General features: G+C 43.3%; 17 protein-coding genes. 5 read left to right on the top strand and 12 right to left on the bottom strand.

Translation table 11 applies throughout. The features are described 5' to 3' along the window. Positions 1–2 precede the first annotated feature (2 nt). The gene (locus KQH97_RS06425) at positions 3–374 is read right to left on the bottom strand and encodes a NusG domain II-containing protein (RefSeq protein WP_181982652.1); all 372 of its coding nucleotides are present in this window, start codon (positions 372–374) and stop codon (positions 3–5) included. 481 nt (positions 375–855) lie between these two features. Here KQH97_RS06425 and KQH97_RS06420 point away from each other — a divergent pair, with 481 nt between their 5' ends. The 4 genes from KQH97_RS06420 (at position 856) to rlmH (ending at position 4,306) form a co-directional block, all read left to right on the top strand. Continuing rightward, positions 856–2,142, top strand: a complete 1,287-nt coding sequence (locus KQH97_RS06420) for a UDP-N-acetylglucosamine 1-carboxyvinyltransferase (RefSeq protein ID WP_046441649.1) — start codon at positions 856–858, stop codon at positions 2,140–2,142. A gap of 69 nt (positions 2,143–2,211) precedes the next feature. Further along, positions 2,212–3,036 carry an HAD family hydrolase gene (locus tag KQH97_RS06415; RefSeq protein ID WP_216553549.1) on the top strand — a complete coding sequence of 275 codons (825 nt, stop codon included), beginning with the start codon at positions 2,212–2,214 and terminating at the stop codon, positions 3,034–3,036. Positions 3,037–3,038: 2 nt separating this feature from the next. Further along, complete coding sequence (locus KQH97_RS06410) at positions 3,039–3,824, top strand: MBL fold metallo-hydrolase (RefSeq protein ID WP_117926926.1); 786 nt, start codon at positions 3,039–3,041, stop codon at positions 3,822–3,824. Beyond that, on the top strand, positions 3,821–4,306 hold the full coding sequence (rlmH, locus tag KQH97_RS06405) for a 23S rRNA (pseudouridine(1915)-N(3))-methyltransferase RlmH (RefSeq protein ID WP_022287465.1): 486 nt from the start codon (positions 3,821–3,823) through the stop codon (positions 4,304–4,306). Before KQH97_RS06410 ends, rlmH begins: the two co-directional genes overlap by 4 nt. Here the strand turns inward: rlmH and KQH97_RS08775 are convergent. After that, complete coding sequence (locus KQH97_RS08775) at positions 4,297–4,431, bottom strand: hypothetical protein (protein ID WP_301282707.1); 135 nt, start codon at positions 4,429–4,431, stop codon at positions 4,297–4,299. The two genes, rlmH and KQH97_RS08775, sit on opposite strands and share 10 nt — an antisense overlap. A gap of 203 nt (positions 4,432–4,634) precedes the next feature. On the opposite strand from KQH97_RS08775, the gene KQH97_RS06400 reads away from it, so the two are divergent. Further along, a complete protein-coding gene (locus tag KQH97_RS06400; RefSeq protein WP_216553547.1) occupies positions 4,635–6,104 on the top strand; it encodes an alpha-N-arabinofuranosidase in 1,470 nt (489 codons plus the stop codon). A 428-nt stretch (positions 6,105–6,532) separates the two neighbouring features. On the opposite strand, the gene KQH97_RS06395 is transcribed toward KQH97_RS06400, so the two are convergent. The 10 genes from KQH97_RS06395 to KQH97_RS06350 form a co-directional block, all read right to left on the bottom strand. Then, positions 6,533–9,223, bottom strand: a complete 2,691-nt coding sequence (locus KQH97_RS06395; protein ID WP_216553545.1) for an AAA family ATPase — start codon at positions 9,221–9,223, stop codon at positions 6,533–6,535. Beyond that, complete coding sequence (brxL, locus tag KQH97_RS06390; protein WP_253286392.1) at positions 9,223–11,646, bottom strand: BREX system Lon protease-like protein BrxL; 2,424 nt, start codon at positions 11,644–11,646, stop codon at positions 9,223–9,225. Before brxL ends, KQH97_RS06395 begins: the two co-directional genes overlap by 1 nt. A gap of 10 nt (positions 11,647–11,656) precedes the next feature. After that, complete coding sequence (gene pglZ / locus KQH97_RS06385; protein WP_216553543.1) at positions 11,657–14,230, bottom strand: BREX-1 system phosphatase PglZ type A; 2,574 nt, start codon at positions 14,228–14,230, stop codon at positions 11,657–11,659. Further along, entirely contained in the window at positions 14,227–15,114 is an 888-nt protein-coding gene (locus tag KQH97_RS06380) for a hypothetical protein (RefSeq protein ID WP_216553541.1), read from the bottom strand. The genes pglZ and KQH97_RS06380 overlap by 4 nt, the downstream gene beginning before the upstream one ends. A gap of 1 nt (position 15,115) precedes the next feature. Then, positions 15,116–15,463, bottom strand: a complete 348-nt coding sequence (locus tag KQH97_RS06375; RefSeq protein WP_216553540.1) for a lipocalin/fatty-acid binding family protein — start codon at positions 15,461–15,463, stop codon at positions 15,116–15,118. A gap of 15 nt (positions 15,464–15,478) precedes the next feature. Next, positions 15,479–17,944 (bottom strand): BREX-1 system adenine-specific DNA-methyltransferase PglX, encoded by a 2,466-nt coding sequence (gene pglX, locus KQH97_RS06370; RefSeq protein ID WP_216553537.1) that lies wholly within the window; start codon positions 17,942–17,944, stop codon positions 15,479–15,481. Between the two features lie 14 nt (positions 17,945–17,958). Next, positions 17,959–21,444, bottom strand: coding sequence for a BREX system P-loop protein BrxC (gene brxC, locus KQH97_RS06365; RefSeq protein WP_216553535.1), 3,486 nt, complete (start codon positions 21,442–21,444; stop codon positions 17,959–17,961). Positions 21,445–21,455: 11 nt separating this feature from the next. Then, positions 21,456–22,013 (bottom strand): DUF1788 domain-containing protein, encoded by a 558-nt coding sequence (locus KQH97_RS06360; RefSeq protein ID WP_117891517.1) that lies wholly within the window; start codon positions 22,011–22,013, stop codon positions 21,456–21,458. Between the two features lie 10 nt (positions 22,014–22,023). Further along, positions 22,024–22,626, bottom strand: a complete 603-nt coding sequence (locus KQH97_RS06355) for a DUF1819 family protein (RefSeq protein ID WP_117891518.1) — start codon at positions 22,624–22,626, stop codon at positions 22,024–22,026. Positions 22,627–22,773: 147 nt separating this feature from the next. Next, entirely contained in the window at positions 22,774–23,820 is a 1,047-nt protein-coding gene (locus KQH97_RS06350; protein WP_216553533.1) for a site-specific integrase, read from the bottom strand. Between the last annotated feature and the right edge of the window lie 293 nt (positions 23,821–24,113).

Below are 24,113 nucleotides of genomic sequence, written 5' to 3'. Positions count from 1 at the left end.
CCCTATATCACAGCGTCGGCAGAGGTCTCACCGACTATTTTTATCACAAGCTTGTGCGGTGCACAAATGACGGTCTGTCCTGCGTGGGATATCTTTCCTGCATGAACACAGGTCTGGTTCGAGCAATCTGCGACAGACACCCAAATGCTTCCCTCGCCAACGGTTATTGTATTAGTGCCGTTTTCTGTTTTTATCTCAAAGGAATACTCCTTATCGGGGGAAAGGTCGGAAACTGTCTTTATTAGCTTGCCGTTTTCATATATCTCGGCAGAATTTTCTCCGCTCTTTCCACCTGTGAGGAAAATAAATATCAGGCACGCAGCGATAACAGCCGCAAAAACTGCCGCCCATATGAGATTCTTTCTTTTTACCACTGCCGCACTCCCCTTTTTACAGTATATCTGTTGTTATGAGTATACCACAGCCGTTCTTTTTCGTCAAGACAAACGGCAAGTGTCTTGTTTTTTGTACTCAAATGTTACACTAAGGTTACAATAAGGTACAAGATTTCGTACAGTTGTAACATTGCTGTAATTTTCACCGAAAAAGCCGAAAAAATTGTCGAAAATTTATCAAAATATCCTTATTCACTATTGATTTTTTGAATGGGGTGTGTTAAAATATAAGAGTTGGATATTCTATTGTTAAGAGTGTGTGAACATTTGTTCTTTATATAGACCGCCATAGCCTGCATTATATGGGCAGATTTAACGATTGCTTGGGTGTATGTTAAATGATTTTAACCAAATCGTTGAAATTCTTGCTTTTTGCTTTTATTTTGCCTGTGGCTGTGGTATAATAATCTGAGCGTCGGCAGAGAGAGAAGCCGACAATCTCGTTAAGGAGTGTGTAAACTTGGAGAAGTTTGTTATACATGGAGGTAAGCCGCTGCATGGTACTGTGCAGATAAGCGGTGCAAAAAACGCTGCTGTTGCATTGGTTGCGGCAACTATCCTGTGCGACGAGCCGTGCGTTCTTGAGAACGTGCCTGAGATAAGCGATATAACTAAGTGCATGAAGATCCTGCGTGAAATGGGCGCAGAGGTCAGACTTTTAGATAAAAATACTATATATTTTGACACAAAGGGCATTGAAAAGCCTGAAGTGCCATATGAACTTGCAAGAACCATGAGAGCGTCATGCTATTTTCTTGGCACACTGCTTGGAAGATTTCACGAGGCTTTTGTTCCGATGCCGGGCGGCTGTGACCTTGGCGACAGACCTATAGATCAGCATTTGAAAGCTTTCAAGGCGCTTGGTGCGTCTGACGAGATAGTGAACGGAGCTAATCATGTCACAGCAGACGAGCTTGTGGGCAATCAGATATACTTTGACTTTGTTACAGTTGGCGCAACTATGAATGCAATATTTGCCTCTGTAAAGGCAAAGGGGCTTACTATAATCGAAAATGCGGCGAAAGAGCCTCATATCGTTGACCTTGCGAACTTCCTTAACTCAATGGGTGCTGATATCAGAGGCGCAGGTACAGACGTTATCAAGATAAGAGGCGTTGATTACCTCAAAGGCGTTACCTATGCGACTATCCCTGACCAGATAGAGGCAGGCACTTATATGGTAGCGGCGGCTGCCACAAAGGGCGACGTTGTTATCGCAAATGTTATCCCTAAACACCTTGAGTCTATCACGGCAAAGCTCCGCAAGGTAGGCGTAAACGTTGAGGAAAGCGATGAGAGCGTTCATGTTTGGGTGGATGGTCCGCTCGTGAAAACTTCTATAAAAACTATGCCGCACCCTGGCTTCCCTACTGATATGCAGCCGCAGTTCTCAACACTGCTGACGCTTGCAGAGGGTACGAGCATCGTTACAGACGATATTTTTGACAACAGATTCAGATATGTGGCTGAGCTTAGAAGAATGGGCGCTGACATTTCTGTTGACGGCAAGGTGGCTGTTATACAGGGCGTTGGCAAGCTCAAAGGCGCTCCTGTTGTAGCAACTGACCTGAGAGCAGGCGCGGCAATGGTCATTGCCGGTCTTGCGGCTGAGGGAACAACTGAGATAGACAATATTTTCTACATCGAAAGAGGATATGAAAAGATAGATGAGAAGCTCAGAGGGCTTGGGGCTGACATTCAGCGTGTTTACAAGCCTGACGCTAACGAAATGGAGCTTAGCGGCTGATTAATATTGATAACACTGCGGCGGCATATTATTTGCCGCCGTTTTTTACAGCATTTGAGAGGACATGATATGGAGCTTTTTATTTCCGACCTTGACGGAACGTTGCTTAACGGCAATGCAGAGGTGACGGAGTTCACAAGAGACACTTTGAACAGGCTCATGGCAAAGGGGCTTAACTTCACTGCCGCCACTGCAAGGACGCTTGCTTCCGCAGGAAAAATACTTTCAGGGCTTGACCTGAAGCTTCCTGTTATACTTATGAACGGCGTGCTTATTTATGATATGGCGGAGAAAAAATACGTCAAGATAAACAGCCTTTCCAGGGAGCTTTGCGGTCTTATCATAGGTCTTTCAAAAGGGCTTGGTTTAGAGCCTTTTATGTACTCGGTTTCAGATAACCAGCTTTCCACAAGATATGAGAGGCTTATTTCACCTGCAATGAAGAGCTTTTACAAGGAACGCAGAGAGAAATATTACAAGTCTTTCACGCAGGTCAGTGACCTTTCTCAGCACATCGACAATGTGATATACTTCACTTTTATTGCAGAAAAAGAAAAACTTGTACCGCTGTATGACGCTCTTAAAGAAAATGAAAAGCTTAACATCACATACTATTATGATGTCTATGACCCCAAGCTTTGGTATCTTGAAGTGTTTTCTTCGGTGGCTTCTAAGGAGCAGGGCGTGAGGTATCTTCGTGAGAATTACGGCTTTGACTTTGTCACGGCTTTTGGCGACAACACCAACGATCTGCCTATGTTCAAGGCGGCCGATAAAAGAGTGGCAGTAAAAAACGCCTGCAAAGAGGTGCTTGAAGGCTGTGACGAGGTGACAGGCACAAATGAAGAAGACGGTGTTGCAGAGTATCTTCTGAAAACTTTTGAAAGGAATTAGTTATGGCAAGGATATATCCACTTTTTTCATCAAGCAAGGGCAACAGCTCTTTTATCGGCAACAGTGACGGCGGGATACTTGTTGACGCAGGAGTATCCTGCAAACGTCTTTGTGAGGCCTTGAAAGCTAACGAGATCGACCCTGCTGTGATACAGGGAATTTTTATCACACACACACATTCCGACCATGTTTCTGGGCTTAAAGTTCTCACGAAGAAATATCATATTCCTGTATTTGCCCAAAAGACCAATCTTGAGATACTTGTATCTGACGGCAAAATAGACCCAGCCTGTGATGTCAACGAGGTGGACGGCAATGAAGTCTGCATAGGAGATTATGCCGTAAAAGGTTTTGCCACATTTCATGATACCCCTGCAAGCTGTGGATATCAGATAAAGACCCCTGACGGCAAGCAGGTGTGCGTATGCACCGACCTTGGCACTGTTACAAATGAGGTCGATATGCACCTGAGCGGTTCTGACCTTGTTTTGCTGGAGTCAAATTATGATGAGTCAATGTTGAAAAATGGACCTTATCCATACGAGCTGAAAAGGCGCATCGCTTCAGACCATGGCCACCTTTCAAACTCTGCCTGCGGAGAACAGCTAAAAAAGCTTATGACAGCAGGTACATATAAATTTATTTTAGGGCATTTAAGTCAGGAAAACAACACGCCTTTGCAGGCTGAAAACTCGGCTGTGGGAGCACTTGGAGATTACGAGCGCAACAGCGACTATATTTTACATATAGCAAAGCCTGAGGGCAGCGGAATGGCGGTGGCATTTTGATAAGGATAAATCTTATTACAGTTGGAAAGCTGAAAGAAAAATACTGGCGTGACGCTGCGGCGGAATACTCAAAGCGGCTTGGGGCGTTCTGCAAGCTTGAAATAGTTGAGCTCAACGAGTCGAGGTTATCTGACAACCCCTCCGAAAAGGAGATAGCAGCGGCGCTTGAAAACGAAGCAAAAGCCATGAAAGGCTACACTGACATCAAGGGCGCATACAATATTGCAATGTGCATTGAGGGCAAGCAGCTTTCAAGTGAAAAGCTGTCCAAAAAGCTCAGCGAATGCGGTCTGAACGGATTCAGCACAGTGAATTTCATAATAGGCTCTTCATTCGGCATTGCCCCTGAGATAAAAGCGAAAGCTGACCTGCGCTTATCAATGTCGGAGATGACGTTTCCGCACCAACTTGCAAGGATAATGCTTTTGGAGCAGGTTTACAGGGCGTTTCAGATAAGTGCTAATACTAGGTATCATAAGTGAATTTCGGATATGACAGAACCGCCCTTTGTGCCTGTCATGTAGTGATAAACATCAGGATCGAGCATCTTATTGTAAAGTTCAAACAGCTCACTTTCGGTCTTTCTGGTCAAAAAAATCATTGGCATTGATAATTTCAAGGACAAGCTTAAAACGGCTGATAAAAATATCGTTCAGCTTGTACGCACAGCTTTTGCTGTCCATAGAATCATCTGTAATTGAAATATGAGGATTCCTTGACTTAGTATGATAATATTATAAGTCATTGCAATACCGAAGTAAATGACTTAAACTAATAATATAATAATTCAGTATACGGCGGAGGTATAACATGAAAAAAATATCAATGGTAATAAATGCAGACGACAGGCTCGGACATATCTCTCCCGAGATATACGGACATTTTTCCGAGCATCTCGGAAGATGTATCTACAATGGTATATATGTGGGTGAAAATTCACCTATTCCGAATACAGACGGAATAAGGAATGATATCATCGAGGCGCTCAGAAATATAAAAGCTCCCGTTTTCCGCTGGCCAGGTGGCTGCTTTGCAGAAGAATATCACTGGCAGGACGGTATCGGCGAAAAATCTCAGCGCCGAAAGATCGTGAACACGAACTGGGGCGGAGTTACGGAGGATAATTCTTTTGGCACGCACGAATTTATGCGTTTCTGTGAGCTTGTTGGCTGCAAGCCTTATATAAACGGCAATGTTGGCAGCGGCAGTGTTCGTGAATTATCCGAATGGATAGAATATATGACCTCAGATGCGGAATCACCTCTCACAGAGCAGAGAAAGAAGAACGGCAGAGCCGAGCCGTGGAAACTCGAATACCTCGGTATCGGCAATGAAAACTGGGGCTGCGGAGGAAATATGCGTCCCGAATATTACGCCGACGTTTATAAAAGGTATCAGACATTCTGCCGCAATTATTCGGGAAACAGACTTTACAGAATAGCCTGCGGTTCAAGCTCTGCCGACTATAACTGGACAGAAGTCATGATGAAAAATCTTGACAGCAATAATGTTGATGCTATCGACCTGCATTATTATACGATGCCGGTATGGCCCGAAATGGAGTCTGCCACCGATTTTGACGATGAGCTTTATTATAAAACTATAGCTGCAGCGAACTTTTCCGATGAGCTTATCACAAGACATTCGGAGATAATGAACCGCTATGATCCCGAAAAGAAAATAGGACTTGTAATAGGAGAGTGGGGCTGTTGGCATAAGGTAGAAGAGGGTACGAACCCGGGATTTTTATATCAGCAGAATACAATGCGTGATGCTATCGTTGCTGCAATAGAGCTGAATGTTTTTAACAGACACAGCGACCGTGTTGTAATGGCAAACCTTGCGCAGGCGGTGAATGTTCTCCAATCGGTCATTCTTACAGAGGGCGATAAGATGATAAAAACGCCTACATATCACGTTTTCGACCTTTTTAAAACACACCAAAACAACGAGGCAGTTTACTGCTATACGCAGAATGAAAATATGTCGGAAGGTAAAAATGCTCCGATGATCTCGGTTTCCGCATCGGTGAACGAAAAGAGTATGACCGTTACCGCCGCAAACTGTTCGCTTACGGAAGAGGCTGCTGTTGAATGCAGCATTTTCGGATTTAAAGCATCATCGGTTTCGTGCAGGATACTTACAAACGAGGCGCACAGCTATAACGACTTCGACTGTCCCGACAGAGTGAGCATTACCGAGCATACGGCAGTCATCAAGGATAATGTGTTAAAGCTGAATATTCCGCCTTGTGCTGTTGTGGAATGTGTTGTTGACTAAATATTGGGGCATATTCACAGTGCATTTCGTCTTTATAATAAAAATATAAGCATAAGAGCTGCGTTTCATTAAATAAGCGCAGCTCTTTGTTTTATAAAGCCATAATATGTTGGGCATTGTACTCGCAAAAAAATAATGCACAAAAGGGGCTTCTGTTGATAAAACGTGAATGTGCTCACATTTTGGGATTTTCTCCTTATGTGCTACAATTGGGCAAGGAGGAAACCGAAGGATTTGTCAACATGACAAATCCGCCGCAACCAAAATCGGTTGCGGCGGTAATTTTATGCTATTTCGTTTCTAGTTTTAGGCTTATCATCAATAAAAAGCACTTCGTCACTATCATTTTCAAGTCGGTTACATATATCCGACTTTTACATCAAAAATAAGAAAACAAGCATTTTTTGGACTTTTTTTATTTCATTCATTCAAAAACCAATTCTTCGATGTGTCCCCATCGAACTGTTAAGGTCGATGTTTTCATCGTCAATATAATCCTTCACATCAGAAAGAATGATATTGGTATCCGAGCTTTCTTCCTCATCTGCACGAAGATTCTGGTTCATTATCACCTGTTCAAGAATATTTCGGACAGTACGGGCATTCGCAAAGTTTGGTCTTGCCCTGTAATAATCGGTAATATCAAGCACAAGCACAAGTGCGTTATCGTCAATAGTGTATTTTTTCTTTTGCAGGAAATGCAGTGCTATTTCCGAAAGCTCCTCTCGGTCATAGTCAGGAAAATCAAGCGAGAACTGTATTCTTGACGAAAATCCCGGATTTGTGCTGATAAACTTGTCCATTTCTGTTCTGTAGCCTGCAAGGATAACGCAGAACTGCCCTCTTTTATCTTCCATTTGTTTCAGAAGAACTGCAACAGCCTCGTCACCGTAGCCTGCTGTTCCGCTGTCAGTGTTCTGCATTAGGCTGTATGCTTCATCAATGAAAAGCACTCCACCCATAGCATCATTTATTTTGTTCAGCGTTTTTTTTGCCGTTTCACCGACATACTTACTTATTAGTCCGCTTGCATCTGTTTCTATCAGCTTGGCTTCGGTCAATACACCTGCCTCGTACAATAATCGTGAAAGTATACGGGCGACCTCGGTCTTGCCCGTCCCCGGATTTCCGCAAAAACTCATATGCAGATTAATATCAGGATCTGTCTTGTTCCGCTTGGCATAAGCCTTTATCTTCTTTATCATTCGTTTCACGGAACGCAGTCCCACAAGTGTGTCAAGTTCTTCTTCGGTGGTAAGTATCTTCTTCACAAAACCGTTGCCGCTTGTGGGGATATTGATATGCTCGTCCCTGATGTATGTATTCACATCTACTATTTCAAGGGCTTTATCAGATGTGCCTGCACAGCGTACATTCTGACACATGATGACCTTATCGAGAATGTTTCTGACCTCACGAGCATTTGCAAAATTAGAGTCTTTCCGCTTGTGGTCGGTAATATCAAGCATACGCTCCTTAGCAGCATCGCTGACGGAATACTCTCTTGCTTTCAACATGATGTCCAAGATCTGCGACAATTCCTTGCGGTCGTAATTTGGAAAATCAAGAGTAAAGCCTATCCTTGATTGAAAGCCCTGATTTGTAGCTATCATTTCATTCATCTGATTTTTATAGCCTGCAAGTATTACACAAAATTTGCCACGATAGTCCTCCATAGCCTTTATAAGCGTAGAAACCGCTTCATGACCGTAATCACCGCTAGTGTCATTCTGAACAAGAGAATATGCCTCGTCAATGAACAGCACTCCGCCCATAGCACTTTTGATGACCTCTGCGGTCTTTATCGCTGTCTGACCAACGTAGCCTGCAACAAGTCCTCTGCGGTCTGTTTCAATGACCTTGGCAGTGGGCAAAAATCCATTTTCATATAGAATCCCTGCGATAATTCGAGCAACTTCCGTCTTGCCCGTACCGGGGTTTCCTAAGAAACACATATGCAGATTAAGCCCTGCGTTATCCTTGTTTGCAAGAGCATACGCCTTTATTTTTCTGACACTTGATTTTATGCTTTCAAGACCGACAAGAGCATCAAGTTTCTGTTCGTTTTTCCCTGCTACAAAATCGCCCTTTGTGCCTGTCATGTAGTGATGAACGTCAAGATCGAGCATCTTATTGTAAAGTTCGAACAGCTCACTTTCGGTCTTGTCAGTCAAAAATTCATTGGCATTGATCATTTTAAGGACAGGCTTAAAACGGCTGATAAAAATATCGTTCAGCTTGTATGCACAGCTTTTGCTATCCATAGAATCATCTGTAATAATGCCGTTTACATTTTTAAAACTGTAAGCATAGGAACTTTTTTTCAATGGTGCTGACATCAGGATAAAAACAGCATCCCAAGTAACTTTCAGCATTGCGGTCAGTTCCGATTTGCCGTCCTCGAAAATATCGACCACATACTTTTTGGCAATGACCTTATCACAGGCGGAAATGCGTTCTTTGATAGCTGATCCCCAATCAAAATCTTCCGTCTTACCTTTGAATTTGAAAGCCTTAGTTTTTATGTCATACGCCCGTCCGTAGATATTATTGATACGGATGAATTTATACATTTTGTCAGCCAGTTGAAGTATTCTCTCTATGAGAGTATCTGACAACGGCAGAAGTTCATGGTTGGCGTTCTCCTCATATGCGACACTTACCAACGGAAAATTGACCTTTTCATAGCTTGCTTCAATTCCAAGTTTGGGAAGAACACTGTCTAAGTATTCCGCAGTGGAATCGGAAAGCACTTTCAGAAACTGCATTTTCCCGTCATAGGTTTTGCGGAACGTATCGTGAAAATATTGCTTCATTTGTTCGGCACTTCGCTGTAATCTTTTATAAAATTCTTCCGTCTTTTCAGCCTTTGACACATGATTTTTTATTTTATCATAGTCCGGAAAGCGGTGTATGTCCGAATCCAGCTTTCCGAAATCAACCGACTTTATATCTATCTTCTGATTTATTATCGCTCTAACAAAATCCGTTATCTCGCCGATAAGTACAGATTTTCGCTCATTTGGCAGTTCATACATCATATATCCGCAAATCGGACACATACAGCGCTCTGTGCTTTGTTTCACCTCGCCACAGGCTATACACTTGTATTCTTTCATTACAGCTCTACTCCCAGTGCGATTTTTGCCGCTTCAAGCGGAGTGGAATAAAATTCAGCAGATATTTCGCTTTTCATTTTGTCTGAAAGCTGTTCATAATTGGCACGGCTGTTTTCGGGAAGAAGTATTTTCTTAGCCCCTGCATTTGCCGCTGTCACAAATATTTCGTCAAGCATGGTGATGACGGGCATAGTTTCTCCAGACATTACCACACGTCCGCATATCACAAGTGACGGCATGACAGGACGATTCGACAGAGCCGAGAAAAGACCCACCACTTCAGCTATGGAGACCTCTTCGCTGACATTTCTGTTTTGCAAGTCGTTATAATACAGGCTGTAATCGAAATCGTCATACTTGCCGTCTATCAGCTTGCGGCTGTTCTGGATAAAGTAGTTAAATGCCGCTGTGATACTATCCTTTACACTTCTTGGCGCACCTGCAAGACCCTCAACATTGCGGAAACTCAGCTTTCCATTGCCCTCAATAAGCTTATTCTCAAAGCGGTAAATACCAATATTTTTGTCATCATAAGACCGACCGACAGCATAGACATATCCCGGCTTACCGAAGGTGTCGGGAATAAGCGTTCCGCCTGAAATTTCGGGCAGATCAACGATAAATTCCTCGTTAGTATCAAGGTCGATATATCCGAGCATAACATCACTGAACTCGGCAGGATTCATTTTTCTAAGTTGTTCCTTGACCCTGCGTCTGCACTCTATCGCATACACAAGCAACTCACGGGCTTCTTCCTTGCCAATATGCTCATCTGGATAGATCATCTTTGCAAGCCCAGAAAAAGTACGTCTTACCGCCGTATCATCACGGGTATTGAAATTATCATTCAGGGCGAAATATTCACCGAAAGAATTGGTGAAATCATACTTGCGCATAGCATGGCAAAATTCCGAAAAGCAGTCGGAAATAAGACCGTATTTCACCGTAAAAAGGCTTGCTCTCAGCTTCGGAGTTTCCCAACCAGGCAGATATGCGTGTATCCTATCAAAGAAAGCTGAATCGTTATTGAATCCTTCGGGAAACGGCTCAAAGAGATTTGTGGTGCGGAGCATATCCTCCACACTCCTGAACGTATTTCCCTCAAAGGCGATTGAAGCATCTGAGCTTATGGAGTCGCTGCCTCTGGCAAAGCTTCCGTTTGCCATATAGTTTTTCATGATCTGCACCATATCGGCATCACTGCCCTTGATACCGCCGACCTCATCGAACGCCACGCAGTCCCAGTTTCCCACAAGTCCCACACGGTGCGATGCCATATTGTAGAACATATTGGAAACAGTCGTGTGTCCGCTGCTCATAAGTATCGAATAAGGCGAAAGCTCACTGTAAGCATGAGATTTTCCCGTACCTCTCGGACCGAGTTCCACAAGGTTATAGTTCTTCTGAATAAACGGCACAAATCGCAGCAGATAGTGGAATTTCTGCTTTTCGTCCAGTTCATCTGGTTCATAGCCTGCACTGCGGAGAAGTATGGTTATCCATTCATCTTTGGTAAACTGCTGTCTGGCTTCGATGATCTCATCAAGGTCAAGATTTGCCATTTGTATCGGTTTTAATGCGGCTATGGCAAAAGGAGATTCATATCTTGATTTCTTCTTTTTCAGCTTTTTGCGTTTCTTTTTGTTGCCTTCAAATATATCTTCTTCGTATTCATCCTCTTCATCGTCCTGTTCAAGTCCGACATATTCAATTTTGATAATACACCATATACCGCCTATCAGCAGTTTTTCGTTATGAACTACCAGATCAGAATTGACCACAAAATCCTTCAGGTCAAGATTTGTAAAGCTAGCTACATACTTATCCTCTTTTTCATCGAGCCTGACTGTTACCTTATCGATGACCGTATACTGACCATTTTCTTTTATTTTGGACTTGACATAATCGCTCTGGTCGGGGCGAACGTAATTCTCGCTAAGTATCTTCTTGATCTTATCCAAGCCGATCCTCATTTCATCATCGTCATCGGTGGTGCAGTACATTCCAAGAAGATATTCAAGTACATATGTAGGCACATTTGCACCCTTTTTCATAAGTCCGGTAAGATCCTTGCGGACTGCCTTGCCGGGAAACGCTTCGATCACCCTTTTATCAAATTCATCCATAATCATTCCTCCAATCACACTCCCTACAGGAATGCTCATCTCTGCTTCAAGCTGTTTATTGGCAGCGTAATAATTAGGCTCTCTCCGCCTTTGAGCAGCTCGCCAGCGGTAAATGCGTTTTTTCTTTTCGGGGGATAAGAGCAGTTTCGATCCGATAGCACAAACTGTAACGATCGATTTTAATGTTTCTCTGTTTTCACGGTCACGCGTAGTTTGGACTTCATGTTTGGTAGTTCCTTGCAGAGTTACCCATGTGCCTCCAATTCCGTTCTTTACCTTAAATTTTCTTGTTTTCATAATTTATCACTCAAAAATCAAAATCATTTGCAAACGCTATCTTTACGGAAAATTCTGTGCGCTCAATGATAGTGCCTGCTTCCTTGTCAACAACATTCAAATAATATACCGCATTGCCGTCAAAATCCGCACTTTTCAGCGTGAATCTTATCTTGAAAACTCTGTCCTGCGGTTCGCCTGTCTTGTCGGCTGTTACCGTCTGGACATCACTCACAGGAACTGACTGCTTGTCACACAGATATATCTCATACGTTGCGGGAACGATCTTGCCGCCCACTGCTTCGGGCTGCATGAAGTCAAGCGAGAATATATTGTTGCTGATCTTTCTTGTCATGCTGATAAGTCTCAGCGTGACTTTCTTTATATCAACGAATTTCTTTGAATTCTTTGATATATTCTTGAACATGATGACAGGCACACAACATTCTTGCAGGGAAATACCACCATGAACAAAATTCATGCCGCCACCCTGTTTTTTGATGCGAATATTTTCATAAGGTGCAAAACCTTTAATGCTTTCAGAATACTCGTCCATAGGTATTTTCATCAGAATATCCGAACTGCTGTTTTTGTCAGCTATGATATATCTTCTGCCCGTCTCAGATATGTTCCCTGAAACAAGGCTCGTTTCAGCCTTATCGCTCTCAGAAAGCGGCTCATTGGAATACAAAAATCCGTGGTCTGCGGTAATGATGATATTTGAACCGCTCATGGAGTTTACGACCATTCGCACAAGATTTTTCATTTCCTCGACTGAATCGGTACAGGCTTCAAATACCTGCTTTTCCGTGTTCGCCTTATCACCTACAGCATCTATCTTGTTATGATATATATACACGACCTCCGCACCGCTGACAAGCTCTCTGCGCTGTGTCTGGTTCATCGAAAGCAGATTTTCATATGTTATGGCACAGTTTTTAGGTGAACAACGTTTCAGTATCTTGTCACGGTTTTCGGTGCTTTCTGTCGGCAGACCATCGCAGAGTATCTTCATATCATCGTTGACGGTCAGTTCATCGTGTGGCAAAAGTGCTGCCATGCCAAATTTCGTAACGCTTGGGAATACAGACTGCATCGCTGTCAGCTTTGCTGTTCCATTTGTTTCACGAAGAAGTTTTTCGTTAAGCTCCATCGCCACTTCATAACGCAGGGCATCAGATATTATCACGAATACTCTGCTGTCGCTTGCTATCGGCTTAATATTTGATTTATAGAAATCCTTCTGATATGAAATACCATCAAGGGCAAAGCCATCACAAATATAGTCCTTTATCAGGTCACACCACTGCCCATTCAGCTCGGAAAGATACCAGTTCTTGTATATTTTTTCCGCAGTCACGATTGCACCCTTGAACAGATCATCAAGCGTCCCCGATGTGCTGACAAGGCTCTTGCGGAACGCAATATGCAGACGTCTGTAATATGTATCCATGATGTACAGGTCTTTGCCGTAGGCTTTCCACAGGTCGTCATATCTGCCATAATGAAATCCCGTAATATGCTCGTAGTGGAACTCCTGCATTTTGGCGATATAATACAGCCCGTCATACAAATAGGAATATCTGTCATACCATTTTGATGTTCGGCGGCTTTCGACAGCTTTGAGTATCTCCTCAGCCTTGATAATATCCTCACCGATCTCGCTCATAAATCTGCCGATTATTACCTCGTCAATGCAAGGCAGGCTGTCGGCTTTCAGCAGAATATCTGTATTGACTTTTTTAAGGCGGTCTGTCAGGTTATAGTGCCTTGAAATATTATCCGCCATGTCGAACAGCTTTTCGCAGTCGTCAGAATTGTTCCAATCGTCAAGAAAAGCATAGCAGGCGGTCTGTTTTTCAGGTGAGATATACTGTTCCAGCCCCGAAGTCACGCTGTCATCACCGAGGGTCGAAAATGCCGTCAGCAGGATATGTGTTGCAAGATCGTACAGCGGTATTTTTTCATTTGAAAAGCCGAAAAACTTCGCTGTCATTTCTTGCAGCGCCTGTTCACTTCCAAATTTTGCGATACGCTCCAATGCACCATTTTCTTCATTGTCAAGCGAATCGCAGAGTATCGCACGTATAACACCATTGACGGTATTATGTTTTGCACCCGAAAGCACCGCCATGATATCGATGTGCAACTGTCCTGCGGTTTCATATTTTGTGGCGAGTGCCGCCAGCTTTCCTACACGCTCCTTGCTCTCAAAGAATTTCTTGTAATGCTTCATGGCACGGCGGAGCTGTGTTGTCTGGGGAATTTTCAGTTCGTTCATCTGCATGGAAACGAGATCGGCACGAAATTCCTCGCTGTATAACTGTATATCCCTAAGCCAGTTGTCCTCACGCTTTTTGTAGGTCAGAGGGTCATATACAAGATAATTCGACTGCGTGTCCGTCTCAGATAGTAGCATTTTCGCTTCAAAAAAATTGTCACCGGTCAGCTTTAATATTTTCACATCGGTCAGGTCAAGTTCATCAAGCATGGATTCAAACTCACGCTCGGAATCGAACCAAAATATGATCCTGCGGTCGTAGCAGTCGGGCAGATCTTTCGCAAAATGCTCCGCCAGACTGCGGTTAATATTATCAATCGTCATTTGATCCTCTCCAGTATGTCCGCAAATTTCGCATAGTTGACCTTCACACCGTCGTCAAGGTCAATGTCTATCATCATGTCAGCGAGGTGGTGGACTTTCTCCTCGTAGGTGTTTATCTCAGTGAGCTGTGCGGTCAGCTTTTCCTGACGCTTTTTTAGCTTCACACGGTCGGACTGTGCCACCGAATCTATCTGCTCGGAAAGCAAGGAAAGCTGTGTGCGGTAGCGTTCCTGCAACTCGTGAACGTAGTCGGTGCGAACGGTCGCAACGGTGGTGCGCTCCCAGCGGTGCATATACACAAGCGCCTTGAAACCGTTCTTTTTGCCGGAGCTGAAAAGCCAGTAAATCGGCCTTTTCTGATAAATTTTGCAGTGGTCGGCATAGAAACCGTTCAGCAGATAACTGCGTATCACCTCACGGGGCGTACCCTTGCCGCCAAGGGCATCTGCGATGAATTTCAGGTTTTCGTCAAGCGTGTCCTCGCCATAAGCTTTCGCCACGAAATCCACGATCAGCCCAGTGAGGTCGGTGGGCAGGTAATCGTCGTCGCATATTGGCAGAACGTTGTCCTTGACGGGAATTATCGTCTTGTATTTCGTGCTGTCCCACTCACCGCCTGCGTAGGCAAGCCCCTTGACATCGAGGGAATATCTGCCAAACCAACAGCCCACGGCATAGCTTATCAGGCTTTTTATCTCACGCTGTAGATCGGCTTTTCTGACGGTCACGTCCTTATCCTCCACCTCGGGGGTCAGCTCGTCCTGCAAGCCGTAAATGTCGATGAAAATGCGGTTGAGTTCTTCCTCGTTGGCTTTTAGCTTCTGGAAACGGGCTTCGCATTCTTGTTCCCAGTTTTTGTATTTATCGGATATTAGTGTTCCCATTTTAATTATCCTCTTTCAATTCCCATTTATCATCTTTGAGAATGAATGAATACTTTTCACTCACATTACTCTTGATTGTATTTAAAGTAATAGAAAATTCTGCACCATCATTGAAAAAAGTTTTACCAAATTCAAACAGAAAATCATGCTTTCCTGCTGAATATACATCTGTAGCTGTATGATTATCTGTCTTACGAAGAGTAACTATTTTCTTTTCGCCTTTTTCGGTTATCTCAACATTATTCAAACTAACTTTCACATTTTTCATGCTTTGAGTAAACTCAACTGTTATTCTTTTTGAAGTATTATCATTGTCCTTATACTCCACAATCTTTACAAAATCATTCATAAAATATACCTCCTATTAAATCAACGGGTGCTTTTCAAAGTCCCATGATGTTTCAAACGAATCCCAATCCTGTTTGCTTATTTCTATATTCTTCTTAACAATATTATCTACTTGATCTTTTTTCTCCTGCTGAAGAAGAATTGGAAAACCTCCAACTACACCATTACTGCAATTCAATGTTGGAGCAAGAATCGAAATAACCATTTCCATATAGCAAGAATTAAGCACACCCAAAATATAATACATATTCTCATCATTGGTTAATGAAACCGGTCCAGCATCACCTAACACATGATCATTGTCTATAATGGCTCTAAAGCTTTGCTTAGCAGAAGTAACTAAACTCCAAGTAATACATTTTCGGAAATACATTGAATCATTAATGTTTCCAGAGCCTTTGAAAGATTTAATATCTAAACCATTCTCACCCCAATTAACTACATATTCATGATTACCATACCATTTTCTATATTCCCCCCCTTTATTATAAGGCTTGAACTGATATAGGAATTTTGTGTATGAAATCTCATACCACATTTTAAGCCACAAATTATTATTTCCAGTGAACATTCCTTTGCGGGCAGGAGCAATTTCGTTAAGTTTGATTCCGTCTTCAAAAGTTTTGACAAACGCCTCACTCACCCAATAAGCCACCGGCGAGCCAGGAATTTTGGAGAAGTTTTCTTGCTTGGCTGCAAAACGCTTATCACCGCTCAAAAACAGGTCACGCTTTTCATTCTCGCCCACAGTGTCAACAAGCCTTGCGTATGTACCCTTGTAGTCCTTGATATGCCCCGTCATAACAAACGCTGTTGTCTGCACGACCTCGCCGCCTATCTCATCAAATGCTCTTGCACCGAGGTGCGCCATGTTTACCGTTGTTTTCAGCATCAGCTTACGGCGTAGATTTTCATAGCTTGACAGGAACATGAAAGCGTGCTGTGTAATCATCGCATAGAAACCGTGTGGCTTTGCAAGCTGTCCGCACTTCTCAATAAAGCAGGCGAACAGATCGGATTTACTGTCAGGAAACTTACTCTTGACAAACTCCGACAGCTTCGCATTCATTCCCGAACCGCCCATATATGGTGGATTTGTGCAGACTACATCATACTTCTGTGAAAGTATCTTGTATATCTTCATCATCATGTCAAACTGTCGCATATTCAGCCCGAAGGTGGGCATAAAGTCGGAAAAAGCGGTGTCGATATCCGCAGGGGCGGTGACGGTCATCAGCGAGCCGTAGGTATCGGCAAAGGCGAACTGCTCCGCAAAACGCCTGATACTGCCCGAGAGCATATCCGTGTCAGCACCCATAACATCGGCAAAATTCGCAAGATTCGGCTGATTTTCGGGGCTGCAAATGCGGCGGTTGTACTGCCTTGCTTTCATCATCACCGCAAAATACGCAAGCTGATAGGCTCTGCGGTCGATGTCCAGCCCGTAGAGATTATTTCGCAGGATAGACTTCGCCGCGTCACGCTCGCCCCAGCCGCAGGAACGATAAATGTCGATAAGCACATCGAAGGCATACACCAGTATATGTCCCGAACCCATACATGGGTCGATTATCTTGATATTTTCTGGTTGAATATTTTTATATTCCGCCCTGATCTTTTCTAGCTCAGCCTTGACGGGATCCTCCTGTTCGGCTTCATCAAGATAATATTTCCAGTCAGCATCATCGGGCTTTCCGTGACCCTCAGCCCAAAGCCGTCCAAGGGAATTTTCCACCATATAACGCACTATCCAGTCGGGCGTAAAAAGCTGGGTAGCCGCAGGGATAGCCTGTGCAGAGATCTTGATATTCTTCTTTAGATCAGCGAAAACCTTGTCTTTCGGCTCGGTGTTGTAATACTGATACAGCCAGCCGATTATCTGCACCTGATCTCTCCAGTCCTCCTCGGGTATCTCGGTTATCATCTTAGCAATAACGCTGTCCTCACGCAGCAGATTTCTTGGGAAAAGCAATTCCGTCCAGCCGCCTATCTGCTCAAACATCTCGGGCAAACCCTTGTTCAAAGCATTGCACTGCGTGATGATAATATATTTATATAACCGTTCGTTCTCCTGATTTTCGAGCAGCTCTAAAATAAGCTCCTTATCAAGCCCGTCGATCTCAACATTAGCTGCGTCGGAAAGCACCTCGGGCTTGAAATTTCCGCTCTCGTCCGAGAATATTCTCGTATGGGACGGCAGATAATTATTGACCTCCATGAACCGCAGTGCGATGAAACGATTGAACCAAGTATAGGCGGCTTCCTCCATCGTCTGCGTAAAGCCGTTCTGACGGATATTTGCGATAAGCTGTGAACGCTGATTTTTCTCCGCAGCCGTAAGAGACCGTCCGTTGACAGACTCCTGCGCAGGGTCATTTGTGCCGTTCTCCGTCACTTCAAATTCATAAGCAAGCTGTGTTACAGCATTGATAAGCATTACTCTCGCTTCAACAGCGAAATTTTTGATAGCAGTTTTGTTCATATTTTCATATCTCCTCAGATTATATGCAGAACATCGTGACCGTTCAGCTTGTCCATGAGCGTCCTTTTGACCTCCGCAATATACTCGTCAATATCGGCTTCACTTTGCAGTTTCATCGTGTGGCAAACTGCACTGCGGCTCATTGTCACGGTATCAATATCAGGTTCGTCAACGACAACGAGTTTTTGCAGATATTGCTGTCTGATATTGCCGATCTGAATTTTCATCGCATCGAGATTTATGAGTTTGTCTGCATTTTCAGTTGCGGTTCGCTTTTCTGTCAGCGCATCGTCCGCCCTCTGCACGATGTCACCCTGCTTTATGTCTGCGGTCTGGTGTATCTCGCCCATAGCCGCCTGTATCTCGCCGATGACCTCCTCACGCTTTTGCGACAACAGCTTTTGATAATCCTCCTGCACCGTTTGTATAAGTTCGGGCAGTTCGCTGATACGCTTGTAAGGCTTCTGCATGGCGATTATCTGCTTTATCTTTTCGACAACCGCAAGTGTATTGTCCTCTGTCTGGAAATACTCTTTTTCCTCATTCACACGCTCCACCTGCGACCTTGCATTATCGAAAATGCTTCTCTGAACACGGAAAAACGTATCCACCTCAGACATATCCTCCGCAAGTTCAAGGAAATCTTCCTGCATATCCACAGCCTTTTTCAGCAGAGCGATATTGTCATTTTTCTGCCCCAAAAGCTCATTGCACAGCTTGATACCGTTCTCCACAACACCCCTGCCGGGATAAGCATTTGCACTATATTCTTTTATAATCAAGTCATTCAGCTTGTTACGCTCAGTTTCAAATTTTTCTATGATATAAGCAATAATTCCGTCCTCATCATCGGGTATCGCGCCCAAAGTGCAGTTGAAATATTCGCTCAAAAACTCCCTCGCCTTTTTGATAAGTGCAGTCGGAGGAGCGATTCTGAACCCGATGATCGCCTTGTCTATTTCCGTTCTCTTGCGAAGATAATCGGGCATTTTTTTATCACTCGGCTGAATGACAGCACCGCCGTATTTGAGGGTCAACTTTTGACTTGCGATAAGCTCGGCAGTCACCCCTGCTATGTCGATCTCTCGCCAGCCGTAGGGAATAGCCTGATAACGTTTCTGAATATCCCCCATAGAGGTCGGCAACTGTTTCATTTTCTGAATGTCAAGATATTGATATAATTCTTTGACAGCCTCGGCATTTGGTGACTCCGCACCATCAAGCATCATCTGCTTATCACCGCTGAGTATCTGCAAAATATCTGCATCGCTGTCATAATTCTTTCGGACGTAACTCAGCTTAGTATAAACGCTCTCCACGAGAATCGACATTGCTCTTTCGATACGTTCCTTCACCGATGAAACCTTCAGTGTTAATTTATCGCCTGCAACGTAAACTCTGCCCTCAGCGATAGCCGCCGAAATAAGCTCCTCCGCACGTTTTTCATGTGCCGATGCCTGATTCTGCCTGCCCCTGATAATACTCTGTATCATCTCGGGGAGCTGTGCCACGTTCTTGCTTTTGACATAGCGGCGAATCTTCATGGCGTCTTCCAGTTCTTTAAAATATGGCTGACTTTCCGCAAGCACAACGATAACTTCATTGTCCGCCGCTGATCTCATGAGAAATACAGAATCATCTGTTGTGTATATCTCCGATGCTACTGTGATAAAATGTAATGCCACCGAGCCTGTCAACTGTCCGATAACGGTTTCGTCGATACGCTGATCGTAAGGAAAATCATATTTGCCGTACTTGAATTTCTTGCTGACAAACAGCTTTCCAAAGATAATATCTGAAATTGCCTTGGTGATTATCGCACTGTCAACAGGGGTGTTCTTTATCTCACGGGCAATATCCTGTTCATCATCGGTCAGGAATGTATATGTATCTCCTGCGCGGGAAACATAGTTTTGAGAAACAAGCCTGTCAAGGGACTGCTGTATCGAAAGCCTTGTGGAAACCTTGTCGGTTCGTATATCGTCCGCCATAAGAATGCTTATATTGTCAATATTCGCCTTGACATCATCGACATATCTCACAAGGTACAGCAGCTTTAATATATTTACATCTGTCTGTTCAATACCATCACGATTGTCGGCAGCATTCTGACATCGGTCGATAACACGGCGGATAGAGCTTTCTAGGAAAGTATGCACTGTGTCATAGAAAAGATAGAACGGCACAAGAGCATACTCGTCCCTGTCCTGAATTGCCTGTGCCGCCTCCTGAAATCCCGACAGCATGGAACGCTCACCACCGGAAAGGTGCTTGCCCGAATTGCCGTGCTTGCGTATTTCGGCAAGGACGTTTTGCATCAGCCTAAACTGATACGGCACAAAGGGATAAGTCTCGATAAACTCGCCCTCGCCCGCATAGCCTTTCAGGTCAAGAACGGCATTATTGAACGTGAACAGATTTTTCAGCACCTGATTATTTTTCTCATATTGCAGGCTAAGCACCTGTTCTGCTGTATCGGTCTTGGCAAGGATACGCTTTTTGATGACTTCATCAACGCTTGAGGAGCTAAGGCTCAGACGGGTATTGAATCTGCCCTGAATCTTTGAAAAATCATCACCGCTTATCTTGGTAATGCTGTCGATAGCCTCCTGCGAAGTCACCATGACCCACACTCTGCCGCCGCATTTCGTGCCTATCTCTTCAACGATAGTCTGTAAGTTCAGCATGAGGTCAGAATCCGAGCCGATGTACTGACCGACTTCATCTATCATGAACATAAGGCGGTAGTCCCTGCCCTTGCTATCGATATACTCACGAATTTCCTTCACGAGCTGTTCGATACTAAGCTCAATTTCTTCCTCGCCGTTGAACCAGTTTCGTGCTGCAGTTTCACTCATATTGAGGGCTTCGGACATAGCTTCTACAATATCGTCCTCAAAGAAAGCAAAGGAATCACGGCTTTCTTCCCAAGTACCACCGTTGATACGCTCAAAGCATTCTCTGAACTGCTCCGTTTTACCTGACTTTGCGATGAACTGCTCCAGTTTTGCGACTTTCAGATCGTTGCCGTAAAATCCCTGATGTTCATAGAATACTTTTGCGAAAACTCTTAAAATAGCCGTTTTATCTTTTGTCAGAGGGCTTTTGGAGTCTATATTGAAAAGAATAGTTTCGGTAGGAACTTTTACACAGTTTTCAAGCTGTGCGAACATCATGGGGTCATCGAACTTATCCGAGAAATACTGCACTGCCTTTTTTCCACCAACCGTCTTATTCGCAAGCAAATAGGACAGCATTTTCAGAAAGTGAGATTTACCGCTTCCGAAAAAGCCCGAGATCCACACACCTATCTTGTCGGTGGGCTGTTCCAACGAACGTTCATAATGATTCAGAAATGTATTGAAATGACGGCGCAGCTCTCTCGTGATAATATACTCCGAAAGTTCCTGCACGATAGACTGTTCATCATCCTGTGCGACCTTGATAACACCGTTAATGTCACGGTTGATGTCGGATTTATAGATACTCTGTAAACGCATAAAAAAACTCCTTAGATCATATTGAAAGCACGGTAGTAGTTGCCGTCCTCAAATTCTGCAAACAGTGAAAGTTCCTGACCATTGTAAGCTCCTGGATAAAGCATCACCACGGGAATATCAGAGAAGATATGTTGGATATTGTCAAGGATATTGTGAGACCGCATGAACGGATAAACCTTTCCGACTCCGGTAATCAACAAAATATCCCCATGCTCATGCGGCTCGTATTTCATTTTTTCTACAAAGGCTTCGGGCGAAACAGCTTTTTGCAACTGTTTAAGCAGACACTCCGAGCCTTTTTTCTTCTCCATATTGGGAATGCCTTTCAGGATCCGCTTTTCCTCGCATATCCGCAGGAAAATCTTATACAGATCACACTCCACGATACGAAATGGCTGTCCCTGTGCATTTATCAGGTCAGCAAAATAGCTCCGCACAAGCATTTCGTCCTTTGGTTCGTAGCAGAAAACGTGTATCCCGACTTCATTTGAAAGCCCCTTGTTGCTCAGAAACACTTCATCTGAAAAGCGTTTTTTTATCTCATTAAGTTGGTAAATAATATTACTCATAGTCCGTACCTCAATTAAAACAATTAAAAGCCGCAAGTGCATCTGTGTCGCCTTTGGAACGTATCAATTCATCAAGCTCGGGATACAAATATACAGGAAGCAAGGTCTGCGACTTCGAGCTTTCAAGATATTCGCACTCTACAAGAAAACGCACCAACACCTGCTTAAGCTTTTTCATTGTGGATTCGCTCCATTCACTGACAGCAGGCACTTTTTCGGCAAGGGACATAAAGAACACATTCACATCTTTCACCGAAAAATCAAGCTGCTGTGAGCGATATTTCTCACCGATGACCTCGATCATAAAGTCATAGACGATACTGTTTTCGCACATGATCGCATACAGGTTCACCTGCTTTGCAACTTCGGCAGATGCATCTGCAAGCAGCCTGATGGCAGCTTCATTATCAACTGCGTCTATGCGCTTGAAACAGGTATTGGTGATCGTTTTTATCATTCGCTCCGTAGGAAACTGGAACAGATTTTCGCTCTGTATCTCACGATATATCTCATCACGGCTTCTTCCCCGACCAAGTAGCCCTGCGACTATTTTTATCTCATAAAACAGGAACTGCTCACGGGTGAGTCCGCCGCTGTAATGGTTTTTGTGCATTTATTGTCTCCTCCCTATATATAGCCTGAATCGCAATTAGGATTCTGAGATTTTTCTCAAAATATATGCATTCGAGATTATCAGCAAATAGACATGTTCTTTCTTCATTATTCAGTTTTCAAGATGCAGTTTTGACACATTTTTACACTAAAAAAGCATAGCAAGTTTATTCATGAGCTTTCTTTCATGAACATAATCAGGGTGGACATACCTGTTTAGTGTGATATTTACCGTTTTATGGCCGAGAATCATAGAAAGTGTTTTCACATCAAACCCGTTTTGAATGCAATTTGTTGCGAAGGTATGTCGAAGCCCATGGTATGTGTGATCACCGGAATTTGATTCCGACAGAACCCTTTTATACCGATACTGGTAGGCACGAGGTTCAACTATCTTTTCACTTCCCGAAAGAACGTAGTAGTTATCATCGCCTTTAAATGCCATGAAATATTCTGCAAGGAACTCCGGTATTGCGATCTCTCTGAATGATGTATCGCTTTTAGGGACGGAGATAATAATTTTCGTTTTTTTACCATCCGAATTGCAGGTGCAGATTCGCTGAACTGTACGGTGTACATATAATACCCGATTCTCTATGTCTATATCAGCCCATGTCAGACCGCATAATTCGCCGATTCTCAGACCCATATAAAGTGAGATCAAAATCCCCAGACCTGTAAGTGTCATATGTTCCTTAATGTGTGAGATAAGGACTTTCTGGTCATTATCACTGATTTTTTCTATTTTCTTCTTTTCTATTTTAGGAAGTATGACATTTTTCAGAGAAAGGCTGAAACCATACTCTTCCTGTGCATATATAAGCATCGACTTAAAAACGGTTATAATATCTTTTATATAACTTGCGGAGAACCCCTCTGAAAGTTTTTTGTTTATGAAATTGTTGAGCTTAACTGCATTTATATCCACACAGGGAATGTCGCCAAATTCAGGAATAATATGCTTTTCAAACTTGTTGCAGTAATTGACAAATGAGGATTCTTTGACACGGTTTGCGATTGCAGTGATCCATTCCCGATATACTTCCAAAACGCTGATACACTTTCCGCTCTGAAATCTTAATTCTACTTCCATTCCAATTTGCACCTTTTTATAAGCATCATCATAGGTGTTTCCGTAAACATATTGATAAACAGCTTTGCCGGATTCATCTCTGTCGATGATAAAGCGTCCCATGAATCTTCCGTCTTTTCTTTTGGTAATACAAATATCCAACTTACTCGCCTTCACTTTCTATTGTTGTTATCACACAATATTTATTGTTCAAACTATACAGAATTAACAAAATTAACAAATGCACAAAAATACATTGAAAAAAATCGCCGATTATGGTATAATATGAATAATTATAACATAACGGAAAGTCATGAATTAATCATTAAGAATGTATTTTTTGACTGTTTCTCGAATGCATATATTTTGAGAAACGACTATACAGTCAAAATGCTCATTTGTTCCTTGATATTCAA

It is taken from the genome of Ruminococcus sp. MSJ-25, assembly GCF_018917825.1.
Classification (GTDB): domain Bacteria; phylum Bacillota; class Clostridia; order Oscillospirales; family Ruminococcaceae; genus Hominimerdicola; species Hominimerdicola aceti.
Note: the sequence above shows the minus strand (reverse complement) of the source record. Positions and strands in the feature narration are given on the sequence as shown.